The organism is Fructilactobacillus lindneri DSM 20690 = JCM 11027 (assembly GCF_002907375.1).
In the GTDB taxonomy this organism is placed as follows: domain Bacteria; phylum Bacillota; class Bacilli; order Lactobacillales; family Lactobacillaceae; genus Fructilactobacillus; species Fructilactobacillus lindneri.
This window is the reverse complement of sequence record NZ_MIYK01000010.1, coordinates 61,289-88,270: the sequence shown is the minus strand read 5'-3', so window position 1 is coordinate 88,270 and position 26,982 is coordinate 61,289. Positions and strand designations below refer to the sequence as shown.

24 protein-coding genes are annotated in these 26,982 nt (G+C 33.6%); 16 read left to right on the top strand and 8 right to left on the bottom strand.

All coding sequences use genetic code 11. The annotated features are described in order from the left end of the window. Positions 1-12 precede the first annotated feature (12 nt). The 8 genes from BHU33_RS03330 (at position 13) to BHU33_RS03295 (ending at position 12,468) form a co-directional block, all read left to right on the top strand. Positions 13-279: a type II toxin-antitoxin system RelB/DinJ family antitoxin gene (locus BHU33_RS03330; protein WP_054646043.1), complete on the top strand. Its 267-nt coding sequence runs from the start codon at positions 13-15 to the stop codon at positions 277-279. Continuing rightward, positions 276-548 carry a type II toxin-antitoxin system RelE/ParE family toxin gene (locus BHU33_RS03325; RefSeq protein WP_054646044.1) on the top strand — a complete coding sequence of 91 codons (273 nt, stop codon included), beginning with the start codon at positions 276-278 and terminating at the stop codon, positions 546-548. The genes BHU33_RS03330 and BHU33_RS03325 overlap by 4 nt, the downstream gene beginning before the upstream one ends. Beyond that, positions 535-1,131: a DNA/RNA non-specific endonuclease gene (locus BHU33_RS03320; protein WP_054646045.1), complete on the top strand. Its 597-nt coding sequence runs from the start codon at positions 535-537 to the stop codon at positions 1,129-1,131. Before BHU33_RS03325 ends, BHU33_RS03320 begins: the two co-directional genes overlap by 14 nt. A 566-nt stretch (positions 1,132-1,697) precedes the next feature. Then, positions 1,698-3,029, top strand: a complete 1,332-nt coding sequence (locus BHU33_RS03315; protein ID WP_054646046.1) for an aspartate aminotransferase family protein — start codon at positions 1,698-1,700, stop codon at positions 3,027-3,029. 20 nt (positions 3,030-3,049) lie between these two features. Further along, positions 3,050-4,513 carry an APC family permease gene (locus BHU33_RS03310; protein ID WP_054646047.1) on the top strand — a complete coding sequence of 488 codons (1,464 nt, stop codon included), beginning with the start codon at positions 3,050-3,052 and terminating at the stop codon, positions 4,511-4,513. Positions 4,514-4,629: 116 nt separating this feature from the next. Further along, a complete protein-coding gene (locus tag BHU33_RS03305; RefSeq protein WP_056997730.1) occupies positions 4,630-6,753 on the top strand; it encodes a cation:proton antiporter in 2,124 nt (707 codons plus the stop codon). Between the two features lie 131 nt (positions 6,754-6,884). Beyond that, positions 6,885-10,967, top strand: a complete 4,083-nt coding sequence (locus BHU33_RS03300) for a BspA family leucine-rich repeat surface protein (RefSeq protein WP_056997731.1) — start codon at positions 6,885-6,887, stop codon at positions 10,965-10,967. A 166-nt stretch (positions 10,968-11,133) separates the two neighbouring features. Then, positions 11,134-12,468, top strand: a complete 1,335-nt coding sequence (locus tag BHU33_RS03295; RefSeq protein ID WP_056997732.1) for a replication-associated recombination protein A — start codon at positions 11,134-11,136, stop codon at positions 12,466-12,468. Positions 12,469-12,732: 264 nt separating this feature from the next. Here the strand turns inward: BHU33_RS03295 and BHU33_RS03290 are convergent, their stop codons facing one another. Together BHU33_RS03290 and BHU33_RS03285 are read right to left on the bottom strand one after the other, a co-directional pair. Next, positions 12,733-13,011, bottom strand: a complete 279-nt coding sequence (locus BHU33_RS03290) for a LysR family transcriptional regulator (protein WP_054646049.1) — start codon at positions 13,009-13,011, stop codon at positions 12,733-12,735. A 168-nt stretch (positions 13,012-13,179) separates the two neighbouring features. Then, entirely contained in the window at positions 13,180-14,220 is a 1,041-nt protein-coding gene (locus BHU33_RS03285; protein ID WP_054646092.1) for a zinc-dependent alcohol dehydrogenase family protein, read from the bottom strand. 223 nt (positions 14,221-14,443) lie between these two features. On the opposite strand from BHU33_RS03285, the gene BHU33_RS03280 reads away from it, so the two are divergent. Further along, positions 14,444-15,472: a linear amide C-N hydrolase gene (locus BHU33_RS03280; RefSeq protein WP_078775166.1), complete on the top strand. Its 1,029-nt coding sequence runs from the start codon at positions 14,444-14,446 to the stop codon at positions 15,470-15,472. Between the two features lie 70 nt (positions 15,473-15,542). After that, positions 15,543-16,010: a DUF2798 domain-containing protein gene (locus BHU33_RS03275; protein WP_054646050.1), complete on the top strand. Its 468-nt coding sequence runs from the start codon at positions 15,543-15,545 to the stop codon at positions 16,008-16,010. Positions 16,011-16,052: 42 nt separating this feature from the next. On the opposite strand, the gene BHU33_RS03270 is transcribed toward BHU33_RS03275, so the two are convergent. The 4 genes from BHU33_RS03270 to BHU33_RS03255 form a co-directional block, all read right to left on the bottom strand. Next, positions 16,053-16,769, bottom strand: coding sequence for a gamma-glutamyl-gamma-aminobutyrate hydrolase family protein (locus tag BHU33_RS03270; protein WP_054646051.1), 717 nt, complete (start codon positions 16,767-16,769; stop codon positions 16,053-16,055). A 19-nt stretch (positions 16,770-16,788) separates the two neighbouring features. Then, the gene (locus tag BHU33_RS03265) at positions 16,789-17,658 is read right to left on the bottom strand and encodes a MetQ/NlpA family ABC transporter substrate-binding protein (protein WP_054646052.1); all 870 of its coding nucleotides are present in this window, start codon (positions 17,656-17,658) and stop codon (positions 16,789-16,791) included. 19 nt (positions 17,659-17,677) lie between these two features. Beyond that, a complete protein-coding gene (locus BHU33_RS03260; protein WP_054646053.1) occupies positions 17,678-18,451 on the bottom strand; it encodes a transporter substrate-binding domain-containing protein in 774 nt (257 codons plus the stop codon). A 652-nt stretch (positions 18,452-19,103) separates the two neighbouring features. After that, positions 19,104-19,469 carry a PaaI family thioesterase gene (locus BHU33_RS03255; protein WP_054646054.1) on the bottom strand — a complete coding sequence of 122 codons (366 nt, stop codon included), beginning with the start codon at positions 19,467-19,469 and terminating at the stop codon, positions 19,104-19,106. 79 nt (positions 19,470-19,548) lie between these two features. Here BHU33_RS03255 and menB point away from each other — a divergent pair, with 79 nt between their 5' ends. From menB to BHU33_RS03235, 4 genes are all read left to right on the top strand, one after another. After that, on the top strand, positions 19,549-20,370 hold the full coding sequence (menB, locus tag BHU33_RS03250) for a 1,4-dihydroxy-2-naphthoyl-CoA synthase (RefSeq protein WP_054646055.1): 822 nt from the start codon (positions 19,549-19,551) through the stop codon (positions 20,368-20,370). A gap of 14 nt (positions 20,371-20,384) precedes the next feature. Continuing rightward, the gene (locus BHU33_RS03245) at positions 20,385-21,818 is read left to right on the top strand and encodes an o-succinylbenzoate--CoA ligase (RefSeq protein ID WP_056997733.1); all 1,434 of its coding nucleotides are present in this window, start codon (positions 20,385-20,387) and stop codon (positions 21,816-21,818) included. Positions 21,819-22,002: 184 nt separating this feature from the next. Then, positions 22,003-23,046, top strand: coding sequence for a ketopantoate reductase family protein (locus tag BHU33_RS03240; RefSeq protein ID WP_054646058.1), 1,044 nt, complete (start codon positions 22,003-22,005; stop codon positions 23,044-23,046). Positions 23,047-23,060: 14 nt separating this feature from the next. Next, positions 23,061-23,795 carry an acetoacetate decarboxylase gene (locus tag BHU33_RS03235; RefSeq protein ID WP_054646059.1) on the top strand — a complete coding sequence of 245 codons (735 nt, stop codon included), beginning with the start codon at positions 23,061-23,063 and terminating at the stop codon, positions 23,793-23,795. A gap of 194 nt (positions 23,796-23,989) precedes the next feature. Here the strand turns inward: BHU33_RS03235 and BHU33_RS03230 are convergent, their stop codons facing one another. After that, positions 23,990-24,595, bottom strand: coding sequence for a helix-turn-helix domain-containing protein (locus tag BHU33_RS03230; protein WP_054646060.1), 606 nt, complete (start codon positions 24,593-24,595; stop codon positions 23,990-23,992). A 140-nt stretch (positions 24,596-24,735) separates the two neighbouring features. On the opposite strand from BHU33_RS03230, the gene BHU33_RS07515 reads away from it, so the two are divergent. Next, on the top strand, positions 24,736-24,894 hold the full coding sequence (locus BHU33_RS07515; protein WP_156405628.1) for a hypothetical protein: 159 nt from the start codon (positions 24,736-24,738) through the stop codon (positions 24,892-24,894). A 42-nt stretch (positions 24,895-24,936) separates the two neighbouring features. Here the strand turns inward: BHU33_RS07515 and BHU33_RS03225 are convergent, their stop codons facing one another. Next, positions 24,937-25,743, bottom strand: a complete 807-nt coding sequence (locus BHU33_RS03225; protein ID WP_054646061.1) for a hypothetical protein — start codon at positions 25,741-25,743, stop codon at positions 24,937-24,939. A 194-nt stretch (positions 25,744-25,937) separates the two neighbouring features. On the opposite strand from BHU33_RS03225, the gene BHU33_RS03220 reads away from it, so the two are divergent. Continuing rightward, complete coding sequence (locus tag BHU33_RS03220; protein ID WP_054646062.1) at positions 25,938-26,966, top strand: zinc-binding alcohol dehydrogenase family protein; 1,029 nt, start codon at positions 25,938-25,940, stop codon at positions 26,964-26,966. Positions 26,967-26,982: the final 16 nt, after the last annotated feature.

The window sequence follows — 26,982 nt, the reverse complement described above, 5'->3', positions numbered from 1 at the left end:
AGGGTAAATGATATGGGAGCAAAAACAGCTACTATTGCAGTTAGAGTTGATCCTAAAATAAAAGAAAAAGCTAACCATATTTATAATGCTTTAGGATTAGATATGAGTACAGCTATTAATATGTTTTTGCAACAATCTGTTATGACTAATTCCTTACATGTTGAAACGTCTATTAATAAAATTAAAACAGATCAAGCAAATAGTGATGTTAGAGAAGGTACAACTAAATATATTGGTAATAGTGTTGATGAAGTTATGGAATGGGTAGATAACCTTTGAAAGTAAAAGTTACAAAACAATTTGAAAGAGACTTAAAGAAAATCAAGCGAAAACATTTTGATATGGAAAAGTTTCAGATTGCAATTACAGCTATTACTAAACAAGATAATAATAAATTAAAGCAATTAAAAGCCCATAAGTTAAGTGGTAATTTAAAAGAATATTATGAGTTGCATATTCAATCAGATTGGTTATTGTTATATAAAGTGGAAAATCATAATTTGATTCTTATTTTAACTAGAATTGAGGTTCAAAATGGATTTTGTTGATTTGATGAAAAAAGAAAACTTGTATACGCATTTAAAATGTAAAAACTTAAAAAAGGGATACGTAGATTTTAAAGAATTAGATAAATTTAATCGACCCAGAGGTGCCACAGCCTATTTAACAAAAGATAATTTACTTTATAAAAAAAGAAGAACTTCAAAATATAAGCCATCTGGATGGCAAAATGGACACATAAATTATAAACAAAAATTTTATAATAGAGGTCATATAATTGCATTTCATTTTCTAAATAACATTAATGATAATGGTAATTATGAAAATGGAAAAACGGGTACGTGGGATAATCGTAAAAACATTTTTACTCAAACATCCAACAGCAATTTGAATGTAATGAAACATATAGAAGATGGAATTACTAAGGAACTTGAAAATAACAATAAAATTATATATAGCGTTAATCTTTATTATCAGTGTAAAAATGATTTAGTTGCTAAAGGGATTTTTATACAAGTAATGTACAACGACATCCCAATGGTAGAAAAAGATTGTTTTATTTATAATAATCAACCAGGATTTACAATAGATTATAAAACAGGAATATTTTATAAAAATAATAATTATTAAAGTATAAAGTTTAATGATTGGTTATTTTGATTTTAAAATTGTATTTTGACAGATTCCCCAAAAGTTTAAAATTTTGTAGGAAAATCTTATACAATTCTAAAACCAAACCATAGGTAATGTATAATTTTTATCAACTTACGAATAGTTCGTAAATCATTTAAATAACACAAAAATAAAAGCTGTAACTTCGTGATTAAACCACGATTACAGCTTTTATTTTGCATTTCATTAAGATTTTATTAAAAAAGGCATTGACAAACCTCTTTTTTTAATTTATAATTTAAAAAAATATTAAAGAAAGGAAGTTTTTAGCAATGACAAATGTAGCATTTTACATTATTAGCATTTTATTAGTCGTGTTAGTCGCATTAATTATTAAAAATTGTGTGGATAATAAGATGCTTTTTCGTCAAAGCTAATTTCTTCTTATAATCCTCGCAGTTTTCTCAACTTAAGCTGTGGGGGAAAGTTTCCGTCCTGCAGTTTAAACAAACTGGAGGACTTTTTTATTACCTAAAGGAGTGATTGCCAGCAATTAGATTTATTAAATTAAAGGAGTGTTTCAAATGTCTAATCAGAAAATGCTGGATAAAGAACAGCAGCATTATGCCAAAGCCGCTCGAATTAAATATTTTGATATCGTAATCAAATCTGGGAAAGGCGCTATTTTAACAGATGAAGATGACAATAAGTACATTGATTTATTATCAAGTGCCTCATCAACCAACACTGGTCATTCTCATCCCCACGTGGTTAAAGCGATTCAAGATCAGGCAAATCAGCTGATTCAATACACGCCTGCCTACTTTGCCACAACACCTGAAGCCGAGTTAACTCCGCGTGTAGCTGCATTAGCACCGATTGAAGGACCAGTCAAAGTGGCATTTGGAAACTCGGGGTCTGATGCTAACGATGCAATTATCAAATTTGCCAGAGCGTACACTGGTCGTCAGTACATCGTAAGTTTTACTGGTGCCTACCATGGTTCAACTTATGGCTCCATTAGTACTTCGGGAGTCAGTCTCAATATGACCCGTAAGATTGGACCATTATTACCAGGAGTAGTTAAAGTCCCATTCCCTAGCCCTTGGTACAAACTTCCTCATGAAAGCGATGACGACTTTAGCGATCGAATGTTTGCTGCATTTAAATTACCATTTGAAACTTATCTCCCTGCCGATGAAACTGCGGTGATTGAGATTGAAGCCATTCAAGGCGATGGTGGTTTTGTCAAAGCACCTGAAAAATTTTTAAACCAAGTTTATCAATTTGCCCAAGCACATGGAATTTTATTTGCGATTGATGAAGTTAATCAAGGTTTGGGTCGGAGCGGCAAGATGTGGTCGATTGATCACTTCCCAGATGTCCATCCCGACCTGGTTGCGGTAGGCAAATCAATTGCTTCAGGTTTACCGCTGAGTGCCGTTTTAGGTCGCAAAGAAGTTCTGGATGCGCTTGATGCACCTGGTAATGTCTACACTACTGCTGGTAATCCAGTAACGACTGCTGCTGCCAACGCCACTCTTGATGTCATTGAAGATGAAAATTTAGTTCAGCGAAGTGCAAAATTAGGCAAGCAGGCACACCAATTTTTTGATAAAATGAAAAATAAGTTTTCTTTTGTTGGTGACGTCCGCATTTATGGTTTAAACGGTGGAATTGATATTGTGAATCCAGAAACTGGCAAGCCGGATAGTGAGGCTGCTACCAAACTTATCTGTCGCATCTTCGAACTTGGTGCTCTAATGATTACAGTTCGCGGCAACATTTTGCGGTTTCAGCCACCGCTCGTTATCAAAGAATCTGATTTAAAAAAAGCATTTGCAATGATTGAACAAGCAATGCAGGAATTAAACGAAGGAAAGTTAACTAAATCCCCTACCAACATGGGTTGGTAAAATAAAGGAGTTTTAAAACAATGAAAAATATTTTCAAAAAAATGAATGAAAAAGTGGATTTTCATTTTTACATGTCCAAGGATAAAAGCTTGGAAAAAACCATGACCGTAAAAGATTTCTTGGCTCTTGGTCTCGGAACGATTCTGTCAACTTCCATTTTTACTTTACCTGGGATTGTAGCTGCAAAATACACTGGTCCTGCGGTTGTTGTTTCATTTATTCTAGCAGCTGTGGTTGCTGGACTAGTTGCCATGAACCATGCTGAAATGGCATCCGTACTACCGTTTGCCGGATCAGCTTATTCTTGGATTTCCGTTCTTTTCGGTAAATTCTGGGGATGGATTGTTGGATGGGCTCTCTTAGCCGAATATCTGATTGCGGTAGCATTCGTTGCTGCCGGTCTTTCCTCGAATGTACAAGGATTGATTTCGCCGCTAGGAATCGCCCTGCCAAAAGCAATTGCTTCGCCGCTAGGAACTAATGGTGGGGTAATTGATATTATTGCAGTGATTGTGGTTGCATTAGTTACCTACATCCTCTTGCGCGGTGATCGTCAGACCACTAAAATTTCAAATATTTTGGTTGTTTTGAAACTGCTTGCTATCATTACCTTTATCGTGGTTGGTGCCACAGCCATCAAAATGCAAAACTATGTACCATTTTTCCCTAAGAGTCATCCTAATGCCGACGGAACTACTTTCGGTGGCTGGCAAGGGATCTATGCTGGTATCTCAACAATCTTCCTTTCATATATTGGATTTGATTCAATTGCTTCTAACTCTGCCGAAGCTAAAAATCCCCAAAAAACCATGCCTCGTGGAATCATTGGCTCACTAGTTATCGCAACCATTTTCTTCGTTTGTGTTTCCCTTGTAATGGTTGGAATGTTCAAATACACAATGTACGCTAACAATGCTGAACCAGTTGGCTGGGCATTGCGTCAAGGCGGCCATGTTATCATTGCCAGTGTAGTTCAAGCTGTTGCTGTTGCCGGAATGTTGGTAGCTTTGATTGGAATGATGATGGCTGGTTCTCGTTTGATTTACTCATTCGGTCGTGACAAAATGTTACCAAAATCCGTTGGTAAATTGAACAAAAAGAAAATTCCTAGCAATGCACTTTGGATGATTACCATTGCCGGAGTTGTTTTGGGAGCTATCTTCCCCTTCACTTTCTTGGCACAACTAATCTCTGCTGGAACTTTGATTGCCTTTATGGCTGTTTCACTAGCAATGTACCCATTGCGGAAACGTGAAGGTAAATCATTGCCTAAAGCTGCTTACAAAGAACCATTTTATCCAATCTTGCCTGCCCTTGGTTTCATTGGTTCATTTACCATCTTCATGGGACTTGATGTTCAAGCTAAGATTTATTCAGCAGTTTGGTTCTTAATTGGTGTCATCATCTACTTTGCTTACGGAATGAAACATGCTAACTCTGATATTGATTCTCCTAGTGATGATGAGATTGAAGAAAACCTTTAAAATATTAAAAATTAAGAGAGACTTTTGGGTCTCTCTTTTTTATTCTAAACAAAATTTTATAAAACCAATTTTTTTCGGTATAATTAAACTAACCAATAATTAGGAGGAACTCATCGATGACCATTTTAGAAGCTGTGTTAGTCTTGCTTGGCTTAGTTTTAGTTTCAAATGTGGCAAGTCATTATATTAAGATTGTGCCGGTAAGTTTAATTCAGGTCGCCCTGGGTGTCTTAATTGCCGTCTTTTTTAAATTTAAAATCGAACTAGATACAACCTGGTTCTTATTACTATTCATTGCCCCGCTGTTATTCAATGACGGACGAGACTTCCCCAAAAAAGAACTGTGGGAACTACGTGGACCAATTTTTGAAAATGCCATTCTGCTGGTCTTTATTACCACTATTATTGGCGGATTCTTTGTTAATTGGCTAGTTCCTACGATGCCGTTGGCTGTTAGTTTCGCCTTAATTGCGATTCTGTCGCCTACCGATCCGGTCGCTGTACAATCAATTTCCAAACGAGTTAATTTACCTAAAAGCATTCTGCATCTGGTTAGCGGTGAAAGTCTAATCAATGATGCCAGTGGTTTGATTGCCTTTAAATATGCGGTTGCTGCGGTTGTGACTGGCTACTTTTCAATTTCAAAAGCAGCTGGAGATTTTGTTTACATGTCGATTGTCGGCTTTTTAGTTGGAGCCGTGATTATGTATCTGTTAATCTGGGTTAGAAATCAGTTGTATAACGTACATTTTCACGATGCCATTTTTAATGTGGTACTCCAAATTTTGACCCCATTTTTAGTGTATGTCGTTGCCGAAGACTTTCTACACGCTTCGGGTGTAATTGCCGTAGTAACGGCTGGGATTTTAGATCACGTGCAAACTAAACGAGTTGCTGGACAGACACCTGAGATTACTTTATTAACTAATCGAACATGGGATGTAATTGTCTACTGTCTAAATGGAGTTGTTTTCTTAATTTTAGGAATTGAACTACCAGTAGCAATGACTGCTGTCTTTAAGAGCACCCGATACGGAACCATTAAATCCATCTGGTATGCATTTGTGATTTGGTTCATGATTTTAGTGATTCGGATTATCTGGATTTTAGGTTATCAATCTTTTTCCTACTATATTACTAAGAAAGAAACTAAAAAGCCTAAATTTAGTGTGGCTTTGTCGGCCGGCTTGTCTGGAGTTCGTGGAGCAATTACGATGGCCGGAGTCTTATCAGTCCCAGCATTCGTTGGAAATGGAGCACCCTTCCCTGATCGTTCCTTGATGCTGTTCATCGCAGCCTGTGTCATTATCATCAGTTTATTAGCAGCTTCCATTACATTACCATTAATTGCTCCTGGACAGGGAACCGTGCAAACGCGAGCTACTTTAATTCAGGACGAAGAATCTGACGACGATGAAGACGAACCCGATGAAGAACATCATTATGTTAGTTTTGACGTTGCCCGTCTTTACATGATGAATTCAGCAATTGCTTATCTCGAATCCAATCGAACAGAAGCTAATCAACGAGCAGTTTTTGATATAATCATGGATTATGAAGTGGCAATTCGCAAATATCAGCGTCGTTTTCATGATAAAGCTACCTTTAATAAAAAAATGAATGAAACACTAGCTTTACAACGGGTTGCTTTAAACGGAAAACGGGATGCTATTAACAACCTCTACAAGCAAAAGCTGATTAATAAAGACGCCTTTTGGATTGCCAGTCGCCGCTTAAATCATACTGAATACAAAATTTCACAAATCAATGGCGACAAACAAACCCAAAGAAATATGCCGCATTTAAACTTGATTGATCGTTTGATTCGCTTAATCAAGATTTGGCAATGGAATGAATCCGAGAGTAAAAAGACAAAAGCTGATTTACGCCTGATTCAAAAAGTTGGTTCACAAGCTGCAATTGACGCCATCAAAAAATTTCTTAACAGAGACGATATCAATAAAAAAGACTTTTCTGCTCAAACTGTCCATTTCTTGATTGTCTACTACCAAAATCAAATTCAAGAAGCTAAATCATTCGGTGACTCGGAGCTTGAAGAACAGCAATATGAAGCTCAAGTCTTAGAATTAAAAACTCAGGCACTTGAAGCAGAACGAAAAGCAATTGATACTTTAATTGATAATCATCATATTCCAAAAAGTATGGGATTACGCTTGAGACAAAATGTAAATTATGAAGAAACAATTCTGTTAAATGACTATAAGAATGAAAATGAATAATTAATGGGAAACTGCTGATTTAATCTCCAGCTTCCTTTTTTATTATTCTTAATTCTTGACTACCTTAAAATACCATCTATAATAAAACCTTAAAGTTAGTATAATAATGTAAAGTTTAAAAAGGAGGAATTATGTTAAGAAAACAAAAAAAGGATGAAACTAGATTACATTACAAAATGTATAAAGCTGGCAAATTCTGGTTTTTTTCTTCAATTGCTACTTTAGCAGTCGGAACTGGTTTAATCATAAGTCCAAATGTAAGTGCTAGTGATAATACTATAGTCGCTGCCGATAATCAAAATAGTAATGATAAACTACAAACTACCAGCAATAATACAACCGATCAATCAACTACAACGATTAAAAATGATGAAGCTAATAACAATGACAAACCGCAAAACTCAAACAATAATAAAATAACTGAATTAAATCAAAAGGATGTTGCTACAACTACACCTGATCCTGATGCTTCTGAAAATAATAAGTTAACCAATCCCGACTCAAGTATTACTACTAAACAATCCAATTCGCAGGATGATACTGAAAATAAAGAGGTTACTCAACCTAGCGAAATTTCAAATGATCAGCAAGTTAAAGCTTATGAGTCAAATCAAAATAATCAAAAACAGCCAATTAACACTCCTGACGTAAATAAAGATTCAAAAAATAATTTACCAAATGACAAAGTGCAAGCAGAAAGCAGCCAATCTGCTAAAGCAACTACTGACACTACTGCTTCTAATCAAACGGGTGAGACTTCTAAACAAGTTCCTGTTAATCCAACTCCAGTTATAACTAATAATGACCAAGCAAATGTAATTCCCAATGCTCCAATTACTACCTCAACTGAAAACAATCAACGTAACAATAGTGACCAGACTACTAAAAGTACAACTAATAGCCAACCAGAAGCTGATGCAACTGCGGTTGAAAATGATAATAATCTTCCTAATGATGCTTTAAAGATTACTACACCAACAAATATCAACATTGCTAATACTGATGTGAGTGCTGACGACCAAAGAAATAAAAATGTATTTTTGGCAGCTGAAAACCCTAATAATACTGATGCTTTAACTGGAACCTGGGGAACTGTCAACTGGTCATACGATAATGAAAACAATAAATTAAGTCTCAATACTTCTGGTACTCTTGGAACAAGAGATGAAACAGGTAGTCCATTTACCAATCAAAAAATTGTGCAAAATGTTAAAGAAATTGACGTTAACGCACAAATAAAATTGCCATCAGATAGTTCTAATTTGTTTACGACATTACCTGTCTTAACTTCTATTAATGGTTTGGATAAATTTGATTCAAGTGCTGTCACAAATATGAATGCTATGTTCTATAACGATTATAAACTTACAAATCTAGATGTTAGCAACTGGGATACTAGTAAGGTCACCAGTATGAGCAGAATTTTTCAAAGTTGTGGTAGTTTGGAATATTTAAACGTAGGCGGAAAGTTTGGCAAAAATACTGGCAATGTTACAAATATGAGTTATATGTTTTGTGGTTTATTTACTTCCGGAAGTCCCTTTGATGGTCCTAATATCCCACGTATAGGACTTACAAAAATTACAGGAATTGAAGAACTGGATACCCATAATGTTACTGATATGTCATTTATGTTTAATGGAGACCAGTTATTAGATAATTTAAATGTAAGTAATTTCAATACAGAAAACGTTATTAATATGGAAGCTATGTTTAAATTTGTTTATGTTCCTAATTTAAATTTGGAAAATTTTAATACCGATAAAGTTACTAATATGAAAGAGATGTTTTTTACTGATAATTTATTAAATTCTCTAAATTTAAGTAATTTTAATACTCGTAACGTAACTGATATGACCAATATGCTAGGGAACACAGTTGTATTAACTTATGATGACAACCAAAATATTGTTAGCTTTGGATTATGGCAACTAATTTTAGGTAAAGATACAATATTAAATAATACAGTTGGTTTAACTGACATTGTGACTGGAACACTTATCCCACCAACAATTGATTTGACTGCTTCTGGTTTATGGCAAGAACTTGGTACAGGTGAGTTGCCTAGTGCCCCATATATCACATATAGTGATAACTATTCCCCTAATGGTCAAAGTTTAAACGCTTATACTTTAACGGACAGACAGTCTCATGCAGGAACTTGGGTTTGGGCAGTTGATTTAATTGCAATAGATGGAAAACCCACTGATGCTTGGTATGCCAATTCTGAAAAAGCTAAGAATTGGACTCCTGAAGATGAAATTAAATCATTAACCAATCCAGATGGTTCTCAAACGATAAATAAAGAACAAATCCAACAAGCCATTTCAGACGGAATATTAACAGTTCAATATGAAACTGAAAATGGAAAACAAGTTAATGAAGATATCTTGAGAACTACACCAGGTAAATACAACGTTATTTATAACTGGTACGGTAGTCCCAATTATGCTTATCAAGGTAACAAATGGTATTATAAAACCTTTACTTGTGTAGTAACTGTTAAAGGAACTAAAACTGTTACCGAAACCGGGACTGGATTAGTTAACGTTGAATATCAATATTCAGATGGCACGACTGCAGCAACTACTGTAACCAAATCCGCAACTTTTCAACGTACTAATGTTGTTGACGATACAACTGGAGCTGTAATTAGCTATGGTGAATGGTCTCCAGCAACAACAAGCGTTAGTGTCAATTCTCCTATCATTAAAGGATATAAACCTAACCCACAAACTGTTTCCACTTCTCTAACAGCGGGACAAAACGAAACAATTATTGTTATTTACACCGCCAATGATGAAACAGCCAAAGTTCAGTACATTGATGATACAACTGGAAAAACAATTGATGGTGTAGCTGATACTGCCTTAACCGGTAAATATGGCCAAGCAGTTGATAAATCGACAGTTGCTGCTGAAATCAAAAACTTAGAAAATCAAGGTTATCAATATGTAAGTTCAAATGTCCCTAATATCTTTGACTTTGATGGCGAAATACCAACTTATTCAGTTCGCTTTAAGCACGCTACCGAACAAGTAAATGATTCAACAACTGGATCGTTAACTGTCCATTATCAATACGATGATGGAAAAGCTACTGCTGATACAGTTACTAAGCAAGTTGATTTCTCTAGAAGTGGAACTAAAGATCAAGTAACTGGAAATGTTGCCTGGAATGATTGGTCTCCAGCAACTATTAACGTAAGCATTGATTCACCATCAATTACAGGTTATACTGCTGACGAACAAATCGTCACTGACAATCTTACTGCTGGCAAGAATAACGATAAAATTGTTACTTATACTGCTAATGATGAAACAGCTACCATAAATTACACAACAAGTGATGGACTTATTATTTCAAGTACACAAATTAATGGTAAATATGGCAATCAAAGAAATACTCTAGCTAGTGTTCCTAATGGTTATCACTATGTAACTGGTCCTGAAAGTTATACTTTTAACGCTAATATGAATCAAATCGTTACTGTTATTATTGCTAAAGACGAAACTCCTGTTAAGACTGGTCAAGTAATAATTAACTACGTTGACGAGAATGGAAATAAACTAGCTGATTCCGCAATAGAAAGTGGAGACATTAACAGTCAGTACAATATTGTCAGCCCGATAGTTGCAGGATACACGGCAAAGCAAATTATGGTAAGTGGCATTTTTGAACCAGGAACTAAGACAATTCAAATCGTTTATAGTAAGAATTCGACTCCTTCCGAGCCAACCACTCCTACAAATAACGATGGTAATAGTTCACAGACGCCTTATGAACCTACAAAACCAACCAACAATGAAGAACATGGTTCGCAGACTCCCTCTGAACCAAAGACTTCGACTGATAGTAAAGGAACTAGTACTTCAACTAAATCTCATAATCAAACTAGTGAAGTAACACCTGAAACTACAGAAACTGATGGAAATATGCATCACGTCCTTTCATCAGACCATGATGGTCAAACTAATAAAACTGTAACTACTAGTAATAATAATTTACCAAAGACTGTAACTGAAACTATTATTTCTACCTCTACAAGTTCAGTAAATGAAACAGCAACGCATAAAACTAATAAAACAACTACTTTACCACAAACTGGTCAAAGCAAAGATAATCGTTTATTAAGTATAATTGGTGCAATCTTACTTTCAGTTTTCGGAATCTTTGGATTAAATGGTTTCAAAAATAAAAAAGAAACTAAATAACTAAATTACTTTTACTTTTATGGAACAAACTCATTTTGAGTTTGTTCCATTTTCATTTAAAAACGCTAAGTATCAGCACAATAAATAATTGTGGTAAAATCACTAACGTATAGAAACACACGATTTTATAAAAAATTCAGATAAATATTTAATAAGGAGGTTAACTATGAAACAAGAATCGTTGTTTAATGCAAAAAGCAATGCAAATAACACACCTTTAGCAGAACGTGTTCGTCCTCAAACCTTAGAAGAATTTGTAGGACAAGAACAATTAGTCGGTCAAGGAAAAATTTTGCGTGGCCTGATTGAACATGATCAAATCTCATCATTGATTCTTTGGGGTCCCCCTGGAACCGGAAAAACTACTTTGGCTAGAATCATTGCCCAAATGACCCAAGCTGAATTCATTACCGTCAGTGCCGTTAATACTAGTATTACTAAAGTACGAAAAATTATGGAAAATGCCGCTGCCAATCGCAAAATGGGTTTAAAAACAATTGTCTTTGTCGATGAAATACACCGTTTTAATAAAGCTCAACAAGATGCTTTTTTACCTTATGTTGAAGATGGCAGTATCATTTTAGTTGGTGCAACTACTGAAAATCCTTCGTTTGAAATTAATTCAGCGTTGTTATCTAGAAGTAAAGTCTTTGTTTTAAAAGCTTTAGGCACCGATGACATTGTTAAATTACTAGAAAATGCAATCAAAAATCCCAACGGTTTTGGTAAGTTAAAAGTAAAAATTACCACTGAAAATTTACGTTCCATTGCCGAATTTGCCAATGGTGATGCGAGAGTGGCTCTCAATATTTTAGAAAGTGCTGTTGCCAATGGCAAAAAGAAAGGCGATACAGTCGAAATTCCTTTAAATGATTTAAAACAGCTTGTCACACGTAAATCACTTTTATATGATAAAAATGGTGAAGAACATTACAATTTAATCTCGGCTGTTCACAAATCAATGCGGAATAGTGATGTTGATGCCGCAATTTATTGGGTTTCTCGCATGCTTGATAGCGGTGAAGATCCTTTATATATCATGCGTCGTCTGGTTCGTTTTGCCAGCGAAGATGTTGGATTGGCTGATCCAAATGCTTTAAATGTAACTATCAATGCTACTGAAGCCTGTAAATTTGTGGGAATGCCTGACTGTGCCGATGCTGTAATTGAAGCAACTGCTTACTTAGCACTTGCACCTAAATCTAATGCGATTGATAAAGCAGAACAAAAGGCTAGTCATGATGTTAAAAATTCTCGTAATGAACCAGTACCCTTGCAGATTCGAAATGCTCCAACCAAACTCATGAAAGATTTGCATTATGGAAAAGGGTATAAATTTGCGCAAAGAGAAAAAGATAAATTAACTACAATGAATACGATGCCCGAAAATTTAAAAGGACATCGATATTACTACCCTTCTGATCAAGGAAAAGAAAGTATTTTCGCTAAACGTTTAGACCAAATTAATGCCTGGCATCAAGAACATGATCCCAAAAAATAAAAACAAAAATAGACTGAATAGATTAATTAATCTATTCAGTCTATTTTTGGCAAAAGATGCTAATTATTAAAATAACTTTATTTAATTGAGTTTATAATGGTATTTACTAAATTTTCTTCTCGCTCATTTGTTTCATAATTTTTACGCCAAACCAGCGAAATATATACATCTGGAATATTATTGCAATCAAGATTAATGTCAACTAAATCATTTTATTTAATTACTATTAATTTAAATTTGTCTTTGATCAAAATTGGAAACCTTTTAAATTAACTGTTGTAACTGTCTTTCAACTTCTTTTTCAAGTAAAGCAACATGTACCACGATTTCTTTTGAATGTTTATGAAATTCTTTTCCAGCTGGCATCAATATCACCTCATTATATTTTGATTTATGGACAATTAGATTATAGCCAATATCTTGTTCCAATCGCTTGATACCCATAGAAACTGTTGACTGCCCAACATTAAAATAATTTGCTACATCACTATAATTTTTAAGTTCAATCAGTTTTTCAAAATACTGTAAATTTTGCAATTTCATTTGACTATCCTATCTTATCATTAATCGATTTCATTTACACTTCAGTTTAGAATTGGTATTCTATCATCAAATTCACAGAACAGAAATAACCAAAATTAAATTAGAAATATTTATCAAACTAGTTAAAAAGGGAGAAAAATTAATATTCTCCCTTTTTGAGTTATATTTTTACTTATCCATAATTAAAAGCGATTTAATTGCTTCACGTTTATCCATTGCTTCATATGCATCTTGAATATGATCAAGGTCAAATTGTTTTGTGAATACTTTACCGGGATTAATCTTACCATCCAAGACAGCTTGAAGTAATTCTTTTTTATCATAAGTGGTAACTGACGCGATTCCACCGCGTAAACCAGTGTTATTAAAGAAAAGTTGGTTTGTATTCATTTCTGCCTTTTGCGGAATTCCAACCCGACCGATAATAGCACCAGGACGAGCAACCTTAGTAGCTGTATCAACTGATTGTTCCGTTCCAACGCATTCAAGAATAGCATCAGCCCCAGCATTATCAGTTAATTCCATCACATGTTTAACTGCTTCATCACCACGTTCCGGTACAATATCAGTAGCGCCAAACTCTTTAGCTAACTTTTGCCGATCTTCATGACGACTCATAGCAATAATTCGTTTAGCACCGCGTAATTTTGCCGCAATTACTCCACTAAGTCCTACAGCACCATCACCCATTACTACAACAGTATCACCAGGTTTTACTTCGGCACTAGCAGCGGCATGATAACCCGTTGCCATAACGTCAGATAAAGTAACAAAAGAATTCAACATTTCATCTGAATAATCTTCTGGATTGCCGGGAATTTTTACCAAAGCCCAATTAGCATTGTAAAAACGAAGGTATTCAGCTTGATAACCAGTATTACCACCAGTTTCTTTGTTAAAACAGTTTCCGTCAAATCCAGCTAGACATGCAGCACAATGACCACATCCGTGCGTAAATGGAGCAATTACAAAATCACCTGGTTTTACATCAGTAACATCCGAGCCTACTTCTTCTACAATCCCAATCGCTTCATGACCAATTCGTGAATGAGCAGGACGGTCTGATAAACCTCTGAACCACCATAAATCCGAGCCACAAACACTAGCACGTACAATTTTAATAATTGCGTCTCCTGGTTGTTCAATCTTTGGTTTCGGTACCTCAACTGTTTGAACTTCTCCAGGTTTAATAAATTCTGCTGCTTTCATTTTATCCATAAGAATATCCCCTTTTAACTAACTATTTATTTTTATTATTGTTGTAACAATGATGGCAGGTACATTTATACTAATTATAACATATCGCTTACATTAAGTTAGTTACTGAATATTTTTTAAGATTAATAAACAAGGTATATAATTATAGTAAATTTTACGTAACCATTATAACTGACAACTACCACAGAAGATATTTTATTTAAGGAGACTTTTTATGTGTACTTCAATTATTATTAAATCAAAATCAGGAAATCCATATTGGGGAAGAACAATGGATTTTGTTCCTCAATTTTTTGATACTCCTAATGAACCTGCTATAATTCCATCGCAAATTATCAACATTCCTGCTAATTATGAAATTCACTCTGAATTAGAAAATTGGAAAAGCAAGTATGCAATTATGGGAGTAGGTCTTAAAAACTCTGAAATTTTATACGATGGAATTAACGAGAAAGGATTGGTAGGAGATATTCAGATTTTAACGGAAGCAACTCATGCTTCTTTGGACTCCTTAGAATCTCGTAATTTAAAGCCCGTTTTAGGCGAAGAATTTTTCACATATATTTTATCGCAATGCAAAAATATTACTGAAGTAAAAGAACTAACAAGTAAACTAGGACTTTTAGATCAAAAATATCATTTAAAAAATCATGAACTTTCATTAAGCCCCCATTATACTTTTATGGAAGAATCTGGGGCAGCCGTTGTTTTAGAGCCAACCGACAATGGTGCTTTTAAAATCTATGACAGTGTTGGAGTTATGACCAACAGTCCAGAATATTCATATCATACGAATAACATTCGCAATTATATTTCTTTAAATGATATGAACATTACTAGTGGTAATATCGGTGGAAAACTTCCCTTAGAACCAATTGAAAAAGGAACTGGATATGGCTTATTCGGATTGCCAGGCGATTATACTTCACCATCTAGATTTGTTCGTTCCATGTATATTGCCAATAACATTAATGATTTTTCAGATGAAGAAGCCATCCCAACTTTATATAATGTCTTTAAACCAGTTATGATTCCAAAGGGAATGGGTAGATATCCTAATAATCATAATCTAACGGATTACACTCAATATTGGTCTGGATATGACATTAAAAATCGGACTTTGTACTTACAAATCCCCACTTGTTTAACGTTAACTAAGGTAACCTTAAACTCTCAATCAGATAAATTAATTACAATGGATATTAATGAAGATTGGAAAACAAATAACCCTATTCAAGCTTAAAATAATAAAACTTACGAAAAAAATTTTTTTGTGTTAAATTAATCAATACTTATGAAAAGGAGATGTAAATTTGCCCAATAATTTTAAAGAAGAATTATTATTTACTGGCTTAATGGCCGGAATGATGGTTCTAGTAATGGAAACATATAATATTGCGATTAGCACTGGTGTCAATGGATCACTTTTTCTAAAAGTGATTATGGGCTATCCATTAGCTCTCTTAGTCGCAGCTTTATTTGATTTATTATTAGTTGGTCCCATTGCCAAAGGAATATTTTTCAAATTAATATTTAATCCTAAGATGGAAGAAAAACCTTATTTGATTGCCCTTGGTATTTCAACATTAATGGTATTAGGGATGGTAACTTGTATGTCTGTATTTGGAATCGTAATTGAAAATGGATTTTCTAGTCCTACTTTGGGTAACTTTGGAATTACCTGGATTAGAAATTTCATTTTAGCATTGCCCCTGCAATTAATTATTGTCGGACCAATTGCAAGAATGATTTTAGATAAAGTCCAAACTAGAAATAATTAAAAAAATCAGCAGTGAATTTCTCAATTCACTGCTGATTTTATTTTAACCATTTTTTACTCGTTGAAAGAAATCTAAAAATAACTGTTCTTGAATGGCATCATGCTGCCACAAATATTCTGGATGCCATTGCACCCCTGCTACACTGGCGTCTTCATTTTCAATCGCTTCAATCACTCCATCATCTGCTCGTGCAACTGCTCGTAATCCCGGAGCAACCTGCTTAATTCCTTGGTGATGCTTGGAATTAACGGTTGGGCGGACTCCAACCGCTTTTGCTAAGTTGCTATTCTCGGCTACTTGAACTGTATGAGTTGCTGTTGCAATCTCTTCTGGCTGATTGTGTTTTAAGGTTTTACTAGTTATTTGAGTGGTTAAATCCTGATACAAAATTCCGCCCAAAGCGACATTAATTACTTGATACCCGCGACAAATTCCGAAGACTGGTTTGTGTTGTCTGATTGCTTCTTGTAATACCTGCATTTCCAGTTGATCATGAGGCTGATAAGTTTTTCCTAATTCTGAAATTGGTTTTTCATGAAATAATTCTGGATCAACGTCTTGCCCGCCTGGAATTAAAACTCCATCAACCAAATCAACATATTCTTTTATTAAGGACGATGGCACCACTGGAATAATAAGCGGCATTATCTCATGTGCTGTTAACAATTGTAAAAAAACACGCGCCGTGTAATTAGAAAAATTCAAATTGATATCATCTGGATTTTTTAGATTCACATTAGCCGTAATCCCAATCTTCATTTTTATCATCCCTTATTGTTTAATTTTCCAAATAACTAACTGGCTTATCAACATCAATCTTAGTTCCTTTAAATTTCTTATTGATGTAATCTTGTGCGGCTTTACTATGATAGAGCTTAACTAGTTTTTTGTATTGCGGATTATTCTTATTTTTCTCGTTGGTTGCTAAGACGTTAATGTTGTTCTTAGTAGATTGATCCATCTTTTCATGATAAATCGAATCGTGTTTAACGTTCAAATGACTTTGTAAGGCCATCGTATTACCAATCACCACAGCGGCTACATTTTTATCATTTAACAAACGTGGTCCAGTGTGATCATCAACTTCTTGAAATTTCAAATCTTTATGATTATCAGCAACATTTTCCGGCTTATACAAACCACCGTTTGGCTTGCCTTTTAACTTAATCAAACCAGCACTTTGTAATAATTTTAAGCTTCGTGAAGTGTTGGCAGGATTACTAGAAATCGCAATTGTTGCACCTTTTGGCAGATCTTTTACAGATTTGTAACGCTTAGAATAAATTCCCATTGGTTCTAGATAAGTGGTTCCTAAAGGAGCAAGTTTGCCATTTTTACTTTCATTGTTAAAATATTTCAAATATCCATACATTTGAAAGGCATTTACGTCAACTTCCCCATTCAATGTAGCTTTATTTAGTGAAACTCCATCAGAAAAATCTTGTACTTTTAAATTAAGACCAGCTTTTTTCGTTTCTGGTAATTTAGCAATGTGTTCCCAAACTTCAGTATCTGGACCATAAGAACCAATCGTAATGGTTTTAGAACTATTATTTTCTTGGTGATTACCAATAAATGTGTGATAAAAACCAAATCCGATTGCTAAAACCACTACAATCCCAGCAGCCCATTTCCAAAATTTTTTCATTTTTTATCTCCTTTGAATCCTACTTGTTCGTAATGTCAGTTCCAAAGTACTTGATTGACAAACGTTTCATAGTTCCATCGCGTCGTTCTTCATCTAATGCTTTATTCATTTTTTGGTTTAATTCTTTCGAATTTTTATTCATCATTGGAGCAATTGCAGCAGGAGTAATCACATTACTAGGAATTACTTGATAAGTTAAATCAGTTTTGGGATGATTTTTTTGCCAATAAACAAAATCTTCTTTGGAATTAACTGCTGCTTGAACCCGTCCATCATCAATCATATCCATCGAAGTTTGAAACTCTGGTGAAGCAACCGGCTTAGCTCCTAGTTTAACAGCGTTATTCCAATTATCAGTTCCAGTTCCCTCGGCTACTTTTTTACCCTTTAGGTCTTTATAATTTTTAATTGGCGAATCTTTTTTAGTAATAATAATTGCTTTAGAATATGCATATGGTTTTGAAAATCTAAACTGCTTTTTACGTTTTGGATTTTCTGCCAAATTATTAAAAACTACATCGTAACTTTGTGAGTTGATTCCTTGAATTAAAGAATCCCAGCCAGTCGTCACAAACTTAGGTTTTAGACCCATTTTTTTAGCAGTGTCTTTTGCCAATTCAACTTCAAAACCAGTTAATTTTCCATTTTGGCGATAAGCATATGGAGGATATGTTCCTTCTAATCCAATCGTTAAAGTTCCTTTTTCTTTAGTCTCTGAGTTTTGATTCCCACAAGCAGCTAAAACCAATGTGATCAAACCCAGCATTAAAATTAATGGTAATTTTTTCTTCATTTTTTCTACTCCAATCTGATTATTAAATTCAAGAAAACAAAAAAGCCAGTTAAACTAACAATCATTAGTCTAACTGGCTTTTTATTTTCTAAACGTAATTCAGAAAAAGAATTAAAGTATGTTAAAAACACTTTTAACATACAATCCCAGCTAGACTAACAATCAAGTTGTATCTAACCGGATATGACAACTACTCCACTTAGATACAGATGTGGCAACATCCGTATCCAAACAAGTTTACGAACGCTCCCTATATCATGCAACAAGTACAGCAGCAGTTTGATTGATAAGCGTTCATAAAAGTAGTCATTAATTCTTCCTCCTCTCTTAATTAAATGTTAATAATATTTAAACATGTTATAAAATATTAGTCAATAACTTTTAATCATATTATACTTTAAAATCATTTTGAAATTAAATAAGAAATAATTTATTTATAATTTTAAAAATATCAAAACTGCGCAAAAACATTTAGCAGATCATGGCAAAAACGGGAGAATATTGATTGAATTTGACTGAAGATTAGATATTTATAACTTTAACTGGAACAAATCAATAATTATTAACTTTTAGTCTTAACTTATCAAATAAGTTAAGACTTTTTTCATATTTCAATTAAATATATCGTTATAATTAGTAATGCATGATTAGTTTAAATCATTTGATTAAAAAGATTTACATTTGATTCACTTATTTGTCGATCATGATGGAAAATTTTAACCTGCCAAGTTTGAACTTGTTGTCCAATTTTCACTGGGATAGCTGTGACGTTGAGTTGTCCCAGCTTCATTGGTCTTAAATGTGTAGTCTGAATATCCAGTCCAACTGCCACTTGTTTGCTAGAATCAAGATTCTGATTAGCACCTAAACTAGCTGCAGTTTCAGCTAGAACACAACTAATGCCGCCATGCATTAAACCATACGGTTGCTGATGTTCTGATTTGATTTCCATCGTTAAAATTACTTTTGCTGGAGTTAATAGTTCAGTTTTTATGTTAAATAAATCGATTAAATTCACAAGTTAATCCCTTCCGCTAACAATCTTTTTTAATTAATCTTATACTAAGCATATTATCACAATCAATTTGGAGGTCATTATGACTAGAAAATGGGAAACAATCAAAAACGATTACCAAGATATTTTATTTGAAAGAACTGGAAAAATTGCCAAAATCACCATCAATCGTCCGGAAGTCAGAAATGCTTTCACGCCCGTGGCAGTGGAAGAAATGATTGATGCCTTTGCACGTTGTCGTGATGATTCGACTATTGGTGCAATTATTTTAACTGGACAAGGAGACCTTGCCTTTTGTTCCGGTGGCGACCAAGGCGTTCGTGGCAATGGTGGTTACGTTGGTAAAGACCGCATTCCCCGCTTAAATGTACTTGATTTACAACACTTAATTCGTATCATTCCTAAGCCAGTGATTGCGATGGTTCGTGGCTGGTCAGTTGGTGGCGGAAACGTGTTGCAGCTAGTTTGTGACATCACAATTTCGGCTGACAATGGTAAATTTGCACAGTCCGGTCCTAAAGTTGGTAGTTTTGATGGGGGTTACGGGGCTGGTTTATTAGCGGATACCATTGGTATGAAACGAGCTAAAGAAGTCTGGTTTATGTGTAAAACTTATACTGCCAAAGAAGCTTATGATATGGGCTGGATTAATAAAGTCGTTCCTTTAGCTGATGTTGAAAAAGAAACATTGGAATGGTGCGATACAATGTTGAAACGTTCGCCAATGTCGCTTCGTTTAATCAAAGCTTCTATGAATGCCGCTACCGATGGTTTAGCTGGAATTCAACAATTAGCCGGTGATTCTACCTTACTTTACTACACCAGTGATGAAGCCAAAGAAGGCCGAGATGCTTTCATGGAAAAACGTGATCCTAACTTCGATCAATTCCCTAAGTTTCCTTAAAGAAGGTTTGTTAAATGGATAATTGGCTGCAAAAACGAGCTTTATTAACCCCAAAACGAATGGCACTTTCTTTTAAACAACAAAGCTGGAATTTTACAGAATTAAAACAACAAGTTATTAAGGTTTGTAACCATTTAGTAGGAAGTAACATCCAAAAATTACAACGAGTAGCTATTTTAGGAAATAACACTCCTCAACTTTATTTCACCATTTTAGCTCTGCAACAATTGGGCATCGAGATTGTTTTTATTAATAAAAATTTGGCACTGCCTGAAATTCATTATCAGCTTCAAGACGCTCAAATCAGTTTATTAATTTATGCAGATGAGTTTCAAAACAAACTACAAAAATTAGCCTCAGTAACTTTAATATCATTAAATAATTTAATGAGAGCAAAAACCAGTGATGCAGCTGACTTTATTAAATCGGAATTTGATTTAAACCAAGTTACTAGCATTATGTACACGTCTGGAACAACTGGCAAGCCCAAAGGTGTTTTACAAACTTATCGTAATCATTGGTCTAGCGCAATTGGTGCTAATTTGAATTTACCAGTAACGGCGAAAGATACCTGGATTTGTGCCGTTCCGTTATTTCACATTAGTGGATTTTCAATTATGATGCGTAGCTTAATTTACGGTATGAGTGTTCGCCTTTATGATCATTTTGATGAGGAATCAATTAACCATGACTTAATTACAGGAGTTGGAACCATTATCTCAGTTGTCCCTTATATGCTCAAAAAATTATTGTCAAAAAAAAGCGAACCATATAGTTCTTACTTTTCTTATATGCTGCTTGGTGGTGGAGAGATTGACATTGCAACTTTACAAGCTTGTCGTGATGAACAAATCAATGTTATTCAATCATATGGAATGACGGAAACTGCTTCGCAAGTAGTAGCGTTAAATCCAATCGATGCTATCAATAAAATCGGTTCCGTTGGGAAGCCCTTATTTCCGGTTAGTTTAAAAATTGCTGATAGTATAGCTCTAAATCAAGTTGGTCAAGTCTTATTAAAAGCCGCTAATATTTCACCTGGTTATCTCAATGAAACTAACCACAATCAATTTACTTCTGAAGGCTGGTTTAAGACAGGTGATTTGGGTTACTTGGATTCAGATGGCTTTCTCTATCTTAAAAGTCGTTTATCAGAATTAATCATTTCTGGTGGAGAAAATATCTATCCTCGTGAAGTAGAAAACGTAATTAATCAATTTCCCGGAATAGTTGAATCAGCGGTTATTGGTAAACAAAATTCAACGTGGGGTTCCGTCCCAGTAGCGTTTATAGTCACAAATAAAGTTATCAATTTACAACAACTTTCCGATTATTTAACCTCTAAAATGGCTAAATATAAAGTTCCAAAACAGTTTATTTTAATAGATGAATTACCAAAAACGAATAACGGAAAGATACGTCGAAAACTGTTACAATCCAAAATTTAACTAGGAATAATCTTGTAGCCTTAACTTATTAAAATAAGTTAAGGCTATTTTAATATTTAAAATTATCAGTTATTTATCAAATAATAACAATAAACTAATCAGATATTTTGCTTTTTTATTTTTCAAAGACTATAGTTTCCTATTGATTATTATTGGTTTTTAAAATTAGAAAGTAGGTATTTTAATGAAAATTGCAGTATATGGTGCAGGTTCTTTAGGAACAATTATTGGGGCATACTTAACTAAAGAATATGGTAAGAACAGTGTTGATTTAATTGCACATGGAAAACAACATATTCAAGATTTAAATGATAAAGGAGCTCATGTGACTGGTTCAGTCGACTTTTCTGTCCCCGTTTCAGCAAAAACTCCAGAAGAATTGAAAAATCAAGATTATGATATTGTTTTACTTTTGACAAAACAGACACATAATAATGAGGTTTTAAAGAAAATTAAAAAAATTCTAAAGCCAGATGGAACTTTGGTATCATTACAAAATGGAGTTCCAGAGGTCAAAATAATTAAACAAATTAATCCTAAAAACGTTGTCGCAGGATCAGTAGAATTTGGTGGGACTTTATTAAATAATGTTGAATCGGAATTAACTACAGAACTACCATTATTTAACAAATTAGCATTCCAAATTGGCGAATTAGATGGTAAAACTACTCCAAGAATTAAAAAAATCAAAGAAGTTTTAAGTAATGTTGGTGGTACTGAAATTTCTGACAATTTACTTGGAACGAAGTGGTCTAAGTTGTTAATTAATGCTTCGTTTAGCGGATTATCAGCTGCTAGCAATGCTACTTTTGGACAAATTGCTGATGATAAAGTTGGAATTGAAAGTGCTTTGAACATTATCAACGAAGGACTAAAAGCTGGCAAAGCTGATGGAGTTGTGTTTGCTAAGATGAGTAGTTTAGATTTGAATTCTTTTGCAATTAACTCTCAAAATGATGAAAAAAAGCAGTTAGTATTTTTAAATAAGATCATGCAAAATAGTAAAAACTTAAAAGCTAGTATGTTACAAGACTTAGAAAAAGGAAGACAAACTGAAATTAATGATATTAATGGCATTATTGCTGAAACTGGCAAAAAGCATGATATCCCTACCCCATTTAATGATTTAGTAATTGAAATTGTTACCAAATCACAAAATACGGGTAAATTACCTGAATTTAATGATACTATGCAAAAATTTTCTGCACTATTAACTAAAGAAAACTAAAGAGGTAATTAATCATGAAAAAAGAAGACCTATTAAAACAAGTGACAACTCCAATTAATGATCCCGCATTTCCACCTGCAAAAGTTAAATTTTATAATCGTGAATTTGTAAATTTTGTCTACAAAACAGATGGAAAAGCCTTGAGAAAGCTTCTTCCAGAACCATTGGAGCCAATTGACAATCAGGTTAAATTTGAATTTATTAAGATGCCAGACGCAACAGGATTAGGTAATTATACTGAAGCTGGTCAGGTAATCCCATGTACTTTTAATGGAAAAGTTGGTGAATTTACGTTAGCCATGTATGTTGATAATTTTGGAGCGATTGCTTCTGGACGTGAAATGGCATCTTTCCCTAAAAAATTAGCGAAACCTGAAGTCTATGTCGATGGAGATACAATCGTAGGAAAACTTGATTATGGTTCTTTACGGGTAGCTCAAGGAACAATGGGATATCGTTATCAACCAATGAATTTACAAAAAGCAACTGATATCATTACACAGCCTAGTTATCGTTTAAATATTATGCGCAATTATGATGGTTCTTTACGAATCTGCGAATTAACTGAAAGTACAATTAATGACATTAAAGTTAAGTCAGCTTGGAATAGTCCTGTTCGTTTACAATTATTTGAACATGTACATGCACCAGTAGCAGATTTACCAGTAAAAGAAATTGTTGGTGGTACCGATATCGTTGCAGATTTAAGTTTGGGACAACCCAAAGAAGTTTATAACTATTTAAAATAGATAATCTCTAAATGAAAATCATCTAGATTCTAATTAAAAATATACGTTTTCTAAGGATTCATTCCGATATTTAATCGAATGAATCCTTTTTTGTTATCTGGTAAGTTTCAGTATTATGATAATTATTCTTTTGCATTAAGTATAAAAATAGTGTTATTCAACTTTTGATTCCGTAATAACTGTAATTATAATAATTACTTATTAAACATCAATAATGTCAACAAAAAACTTGTTCCCATGATAGTTAATAAGACTATGTTACCAGTAATTGAGCCAATATTATAAATCAAAGTATGAAAAGCAAAAATAGCTTTAAAATTTCTAACAACATTTAATAATAATATATTAACAAAAGTATGAACTCCCACTAATATAAATAAATTAAGCAAATGTGACTTTTGTTTAAAATGTAACTTTACTTTTCCCCCCAATAAAAGCAGAAAAATAAGATTAACCACTAAAACAAGAGAAATGAGCGGAAATATAAATAAACGAAGAAAGTTTAAATAACTTAATCCTAATAAAATTATGTTTAAATAATAGGAAAACCAAAATAAATTTTTGCGATTTTGTGATGTAAAATTAAACTCATCAGTTTGCTTAATATCATTCCCCAATAATTCATCGATACTAACATTAAAAAAATCACTGACAGCTAATAAGGTTTCATAATCTGGAGTACTTCTTCCCGTTTCCCAGTTAGAAATTGTTTTTCTCGAAACATGTAAATGGTTAGACAACATTTCTTGCGTTATTTTTTGCTTTTGTCTATATTTTTTTAATTGATTTGATAAGTTCATAATATCCTCATAATAATAACGTTCTTAACTACTTGGTAAAGATTTTACGACAAAAATTTCGTAATGTCTTAATATCATAGCTTGTTATTTATTCTACAATACAATAATTTTAAGATAAATAAACAAAAAAGGAGAAAATGATGGATAAGAAAAAAACTGCATTAATAATTTGCGTTTTCGTTATGATTTTAATTATTTTATTCCCTGCACAAGGATATTTAATGAGATTTATTTATGTCATTATAACTTTTGCTATCTTAGCGTTTGTAGCATATTATATTATTAAAAAATTGAAATAAAACAAAAACAAGTCAGCTCTCAAACATTGAGAACTGGCTTGTTTAATTTGGAAATTCAATTAAGATATTCAGCATTTCAGAAAATGGTTTTTCTAGCTGAAAACTATTTTTTGCGTTTACAAAGTCAAGTTGTGCTTGATGATACAAGTTAGCTGTCTGACTTGCATCATCATTTTGATAAGTCTGCAATAAATTTGTTAACGATGTTTCAAATGACGATAAACCATCTAAATCCTGATTAATAACGTTTAAACAATCCTGAATTGACGTTCCTTTATAACTCATCTTGGTTACAAAATCAAAAGTTGGTTTATATTTGTCATCAATATAATTCAACTGATTTTTAAAGTTAGTAAGATTAGTTTTTAAGCTCAAATTAATGGCTTTGATTTGCGCAGCTGCAATCCGAGTATCACCATTATTTTCACTAAATAAAGCTCCTAACTGATTACCAGCATCCGTAATCGCACTCACTGTTGCTTCCGAACTTTTAAAATCATTATAAAGATCTTTTTTATTATTCAGTTGCCAATCCAAAATATAGTGATTAATTGCTTTTTGTCGGTCCAAATTAGTTTGCGTGCCAACCGTTACATAATAAGAAATTGAAGCAGCAATCAAAGATCCAGTAACTGCTCCAATAATTTCGCCCGCATAATCAATCCAATCTGATTCATTAGGCAACTCAAACCATAAAAACAAGGTAACTAATAAAATGACAGCTAAAAAAATAGCAAAAGTAATCACAAAAGTGACTGGAAAAACCCCAGTTGCTTTTTTTCGATACAAAAACCACATGATAAAAACACCGATAATAAAGCCGAAAATACTAGCGGTTAAATATAACATCACAATCCCCCTAATTCATTTCATCATTATACCAATCACATAAACGGTTTTCTATCCATTAAAGTAAACTTCTACTATACTAGAGTTAATATAATTACTTTATGTAAGGAAATATCAAAATGAATAATAGACACATTTATGATTGTCAAAACGGCTTATAGTTTAGTTAATCAAATAACAAGGGAGATTAGATTATGTCACAAAAAATGAATGCTATTGGTTACACAAAATACTTACCTATCTCAGACGCAAAAAGTTTATTTAGTTTCGAAACGGAATTAAAAACACCGCAACCACATGATTTAGTTGTGAAAGTCGAAGCAGTTTCAGTTAATCCCGTTGATATTTTTACTCGTCGCAGTCAAAAAACAACTTTACCCGAACCAAAGGTAATCGGCTATGATGCTTGTGGAACCGTTGAAGCAGTTGGTACAGAAACCAGTCTGTTTCAAAAAGGAGATCGTGTTTTTTATGCTGGATCATATATTCGTCCCGGCAGCGATAGTGAATACCAATTAGTCGACGAACGAATTGTGGGACATGCTCCAAAAAGTCTTACTCCCAAAGAAAGTGCAGCAATGCCGCTCACTAGTTTAACTGCCTGGGAATGTCTTTTTGAACAGCTTGAAATTGATTTTAATGCTTATCAAAATAATCAATCTAAAAGTATTTTAATTATCAACGGCTCCGGTGGTGTTGGTTCAGTTGCTACCCAACTAGCTAACCTAGCGGGTTTACAAGTCATCGCTACCGCTGGAAATGAAAAATCAAAGAAATGGGAACTGGAACATGGTGCTAAACACGTAGTTGATTATCATCATGATTTAATCAAACAAATTCATCAGCTTGGTTTTGAAACTGTTGATTATATCTTAGATTTAAAAAATTTGGATGCTTACTGGTCAATTATTACAAAATTAATTGCTCCTTTTGGTCACATTGCTTCTATCACTGGCAGTGGTAAAGATATGAATTTTGCCCCATTGAAACAAAAAGCAGTCATATTTGCTTGGGAATGGATGTTTGCCAAATCATATTTTGAAACACCTAATATGATTACACAACACGAAATTCTTGATAAAATCAGTAATTTACTTGATGAAGGAAAATTAAAAAATACATTAACCAAATCATTCACTCCTATAAATGCTGAAAACTTACGGAAAGCTACTGCATTAGTCGAAGATGGCCATATGATTGGAAAAGTAACAGTAAGTAAGTAATAAATAATGAACCTAA

Bases quoted from the DNA above. Each gene is read 5' to 3' on its own strand.
- BHU33_RS03330 (WP_054646043.1), top strand. From the start codon at position 13: ATGGGAGCAAAAACAGCTACTATTGCAGTTAGAGTTGATCCTAAAATA.
- BHU33_RS03320 (WP_054646045.1), top strand. From the start codon at position 535: ATGGATTTTGTTGATTTGATGAAAAAAGAAAACTTGTATACGCATTTA.
- BHU33_RS03315 (WP_054646046.1), top strand. From the start codon at position 1,698: ATGTCTAATCAGAAAATGCTGGATAAAGAACAGCAGCATTATGCCAAA.
- BHU33_RS03310 (WP_054646047.1), top strand. From the start codon at position 3,050: ATGAAAAATATTTTCAAAAAAATGAATGAAAAAGTGGATTTTCATTTT.
- BHU33_RS03305 (WP_056997730.1), top strand. From the start codon at position 4,630: ATGACCATTTTAGAAGCTGTGTTAGTCTTGCTTGGCTTAGTTTTAGTT.
- BHU33_RS03300 (WP_056997731.1), top strand. From the start codon at position 6,885: ATGTTAAGAAAACAAAAAAAGGATGAAACTAGATTACATTACAAAATG.
- BHU33_RS03295 (WP_056997732.1), top strand. From the start codon at position 11,134: ATGAAACAAGAATCGTTGTTTAATGCAAAAAGCAATGCAAATAACACA.
- BHU33_RS03290 (WP_054646049.1), bottom strand. From the start codon at position 13,011: ATGAAATTGCAAAATTTACAGTATTTTGAAAAACTGATTGAACTTAAA.
- BHU33_RS03285 (WP_054646092.1), bottom strand. From the start codon at position 14,220: ATGAAAGCAGCAGAATTTATTAAACCTGGAGAAGTTCAAACAGTTGAG.
- BHU33_RS03280 (WP_078775166.1), top strand. From the start codon at position 14,444: ATGTGTACTTCAATTATTATTAAATCAAAATCAGGAAATCCATATTGG.
- BHU33_RS03270 (WP_054646051.1), bottom strand. From the start codon at position 16,769: ATGAAGATTGGGATTACGGCTAATGTGAATCTAAAAAATCCAGATGAT.
- BHU33_RS03265 (WP_054646052.1), bottom strand. From the start codon at position 17,658: ATGAAAAAATTTTGGAAATGGGCTGCTGGGATTGTAGTGGTTTTAGCA.
- BHU33_RS03260 (WP_054646053.1), bottom strand. From the start codon at position 18,451: ATGAAGAAAAAATTACCATTAATTTTAATGCTGGGTTTGATCACATTG.
- menB (WP_054646055.1), top strand. From the start codon at position 19,549: ATGACTAGAAAATGGGAAACAATCAAAAACGATTACCAAGATATTTTA.
- BHU33_RS03245 (WP_056997733.1), top strand. From the start codon at position 20,385: ATGGATAATTGGCTGCAAAAACGAGCTTTATTAACCCCAAAACGAATG.
- BHU33_RS03240 (WP_054646058.1), top strand. From the start codon at position 22,003: ATGAAAATTGCAGTATATGGTGCAGGTTCTTTAGGAACAATTATTGGG.
- BHU33_RS03235 (WP_054646059.1), top strand. From the start codon at position 23,061: ATGAAAAAAGAAGACCTATTAAAACAAGTGACAACTCCAATTAATGAT.
- BHU33_RS03230 (WP_054646060.1), bottom strand. From the start codon at position 24,595: ATGAACTTATCAAATCAATTAAAAAAATATAGACAAAAGCAAAAAATA.
- BHU33_RS07515 (WP_156405628.1), top strand. From the start codon at position 24,736: ATGGATAAGAAAAAAACTGCATTAATAATTTGCGTTTTCGTTATGATT.
- BHU33_RS03225 (WP_054646061.1), bottom strand. From the start codon at position 25,743: ATGTTATATTTAACCGCTAGTATTTTCGGCTTTATTATCGGTGTTTTT.
- BHU33_RS03220 (WP_054646062.1), top strand. From the start codon at position 25,938: ATGTCACAAAAAATGAATGCTATTGGTTACACAAAATACTTACCTATC.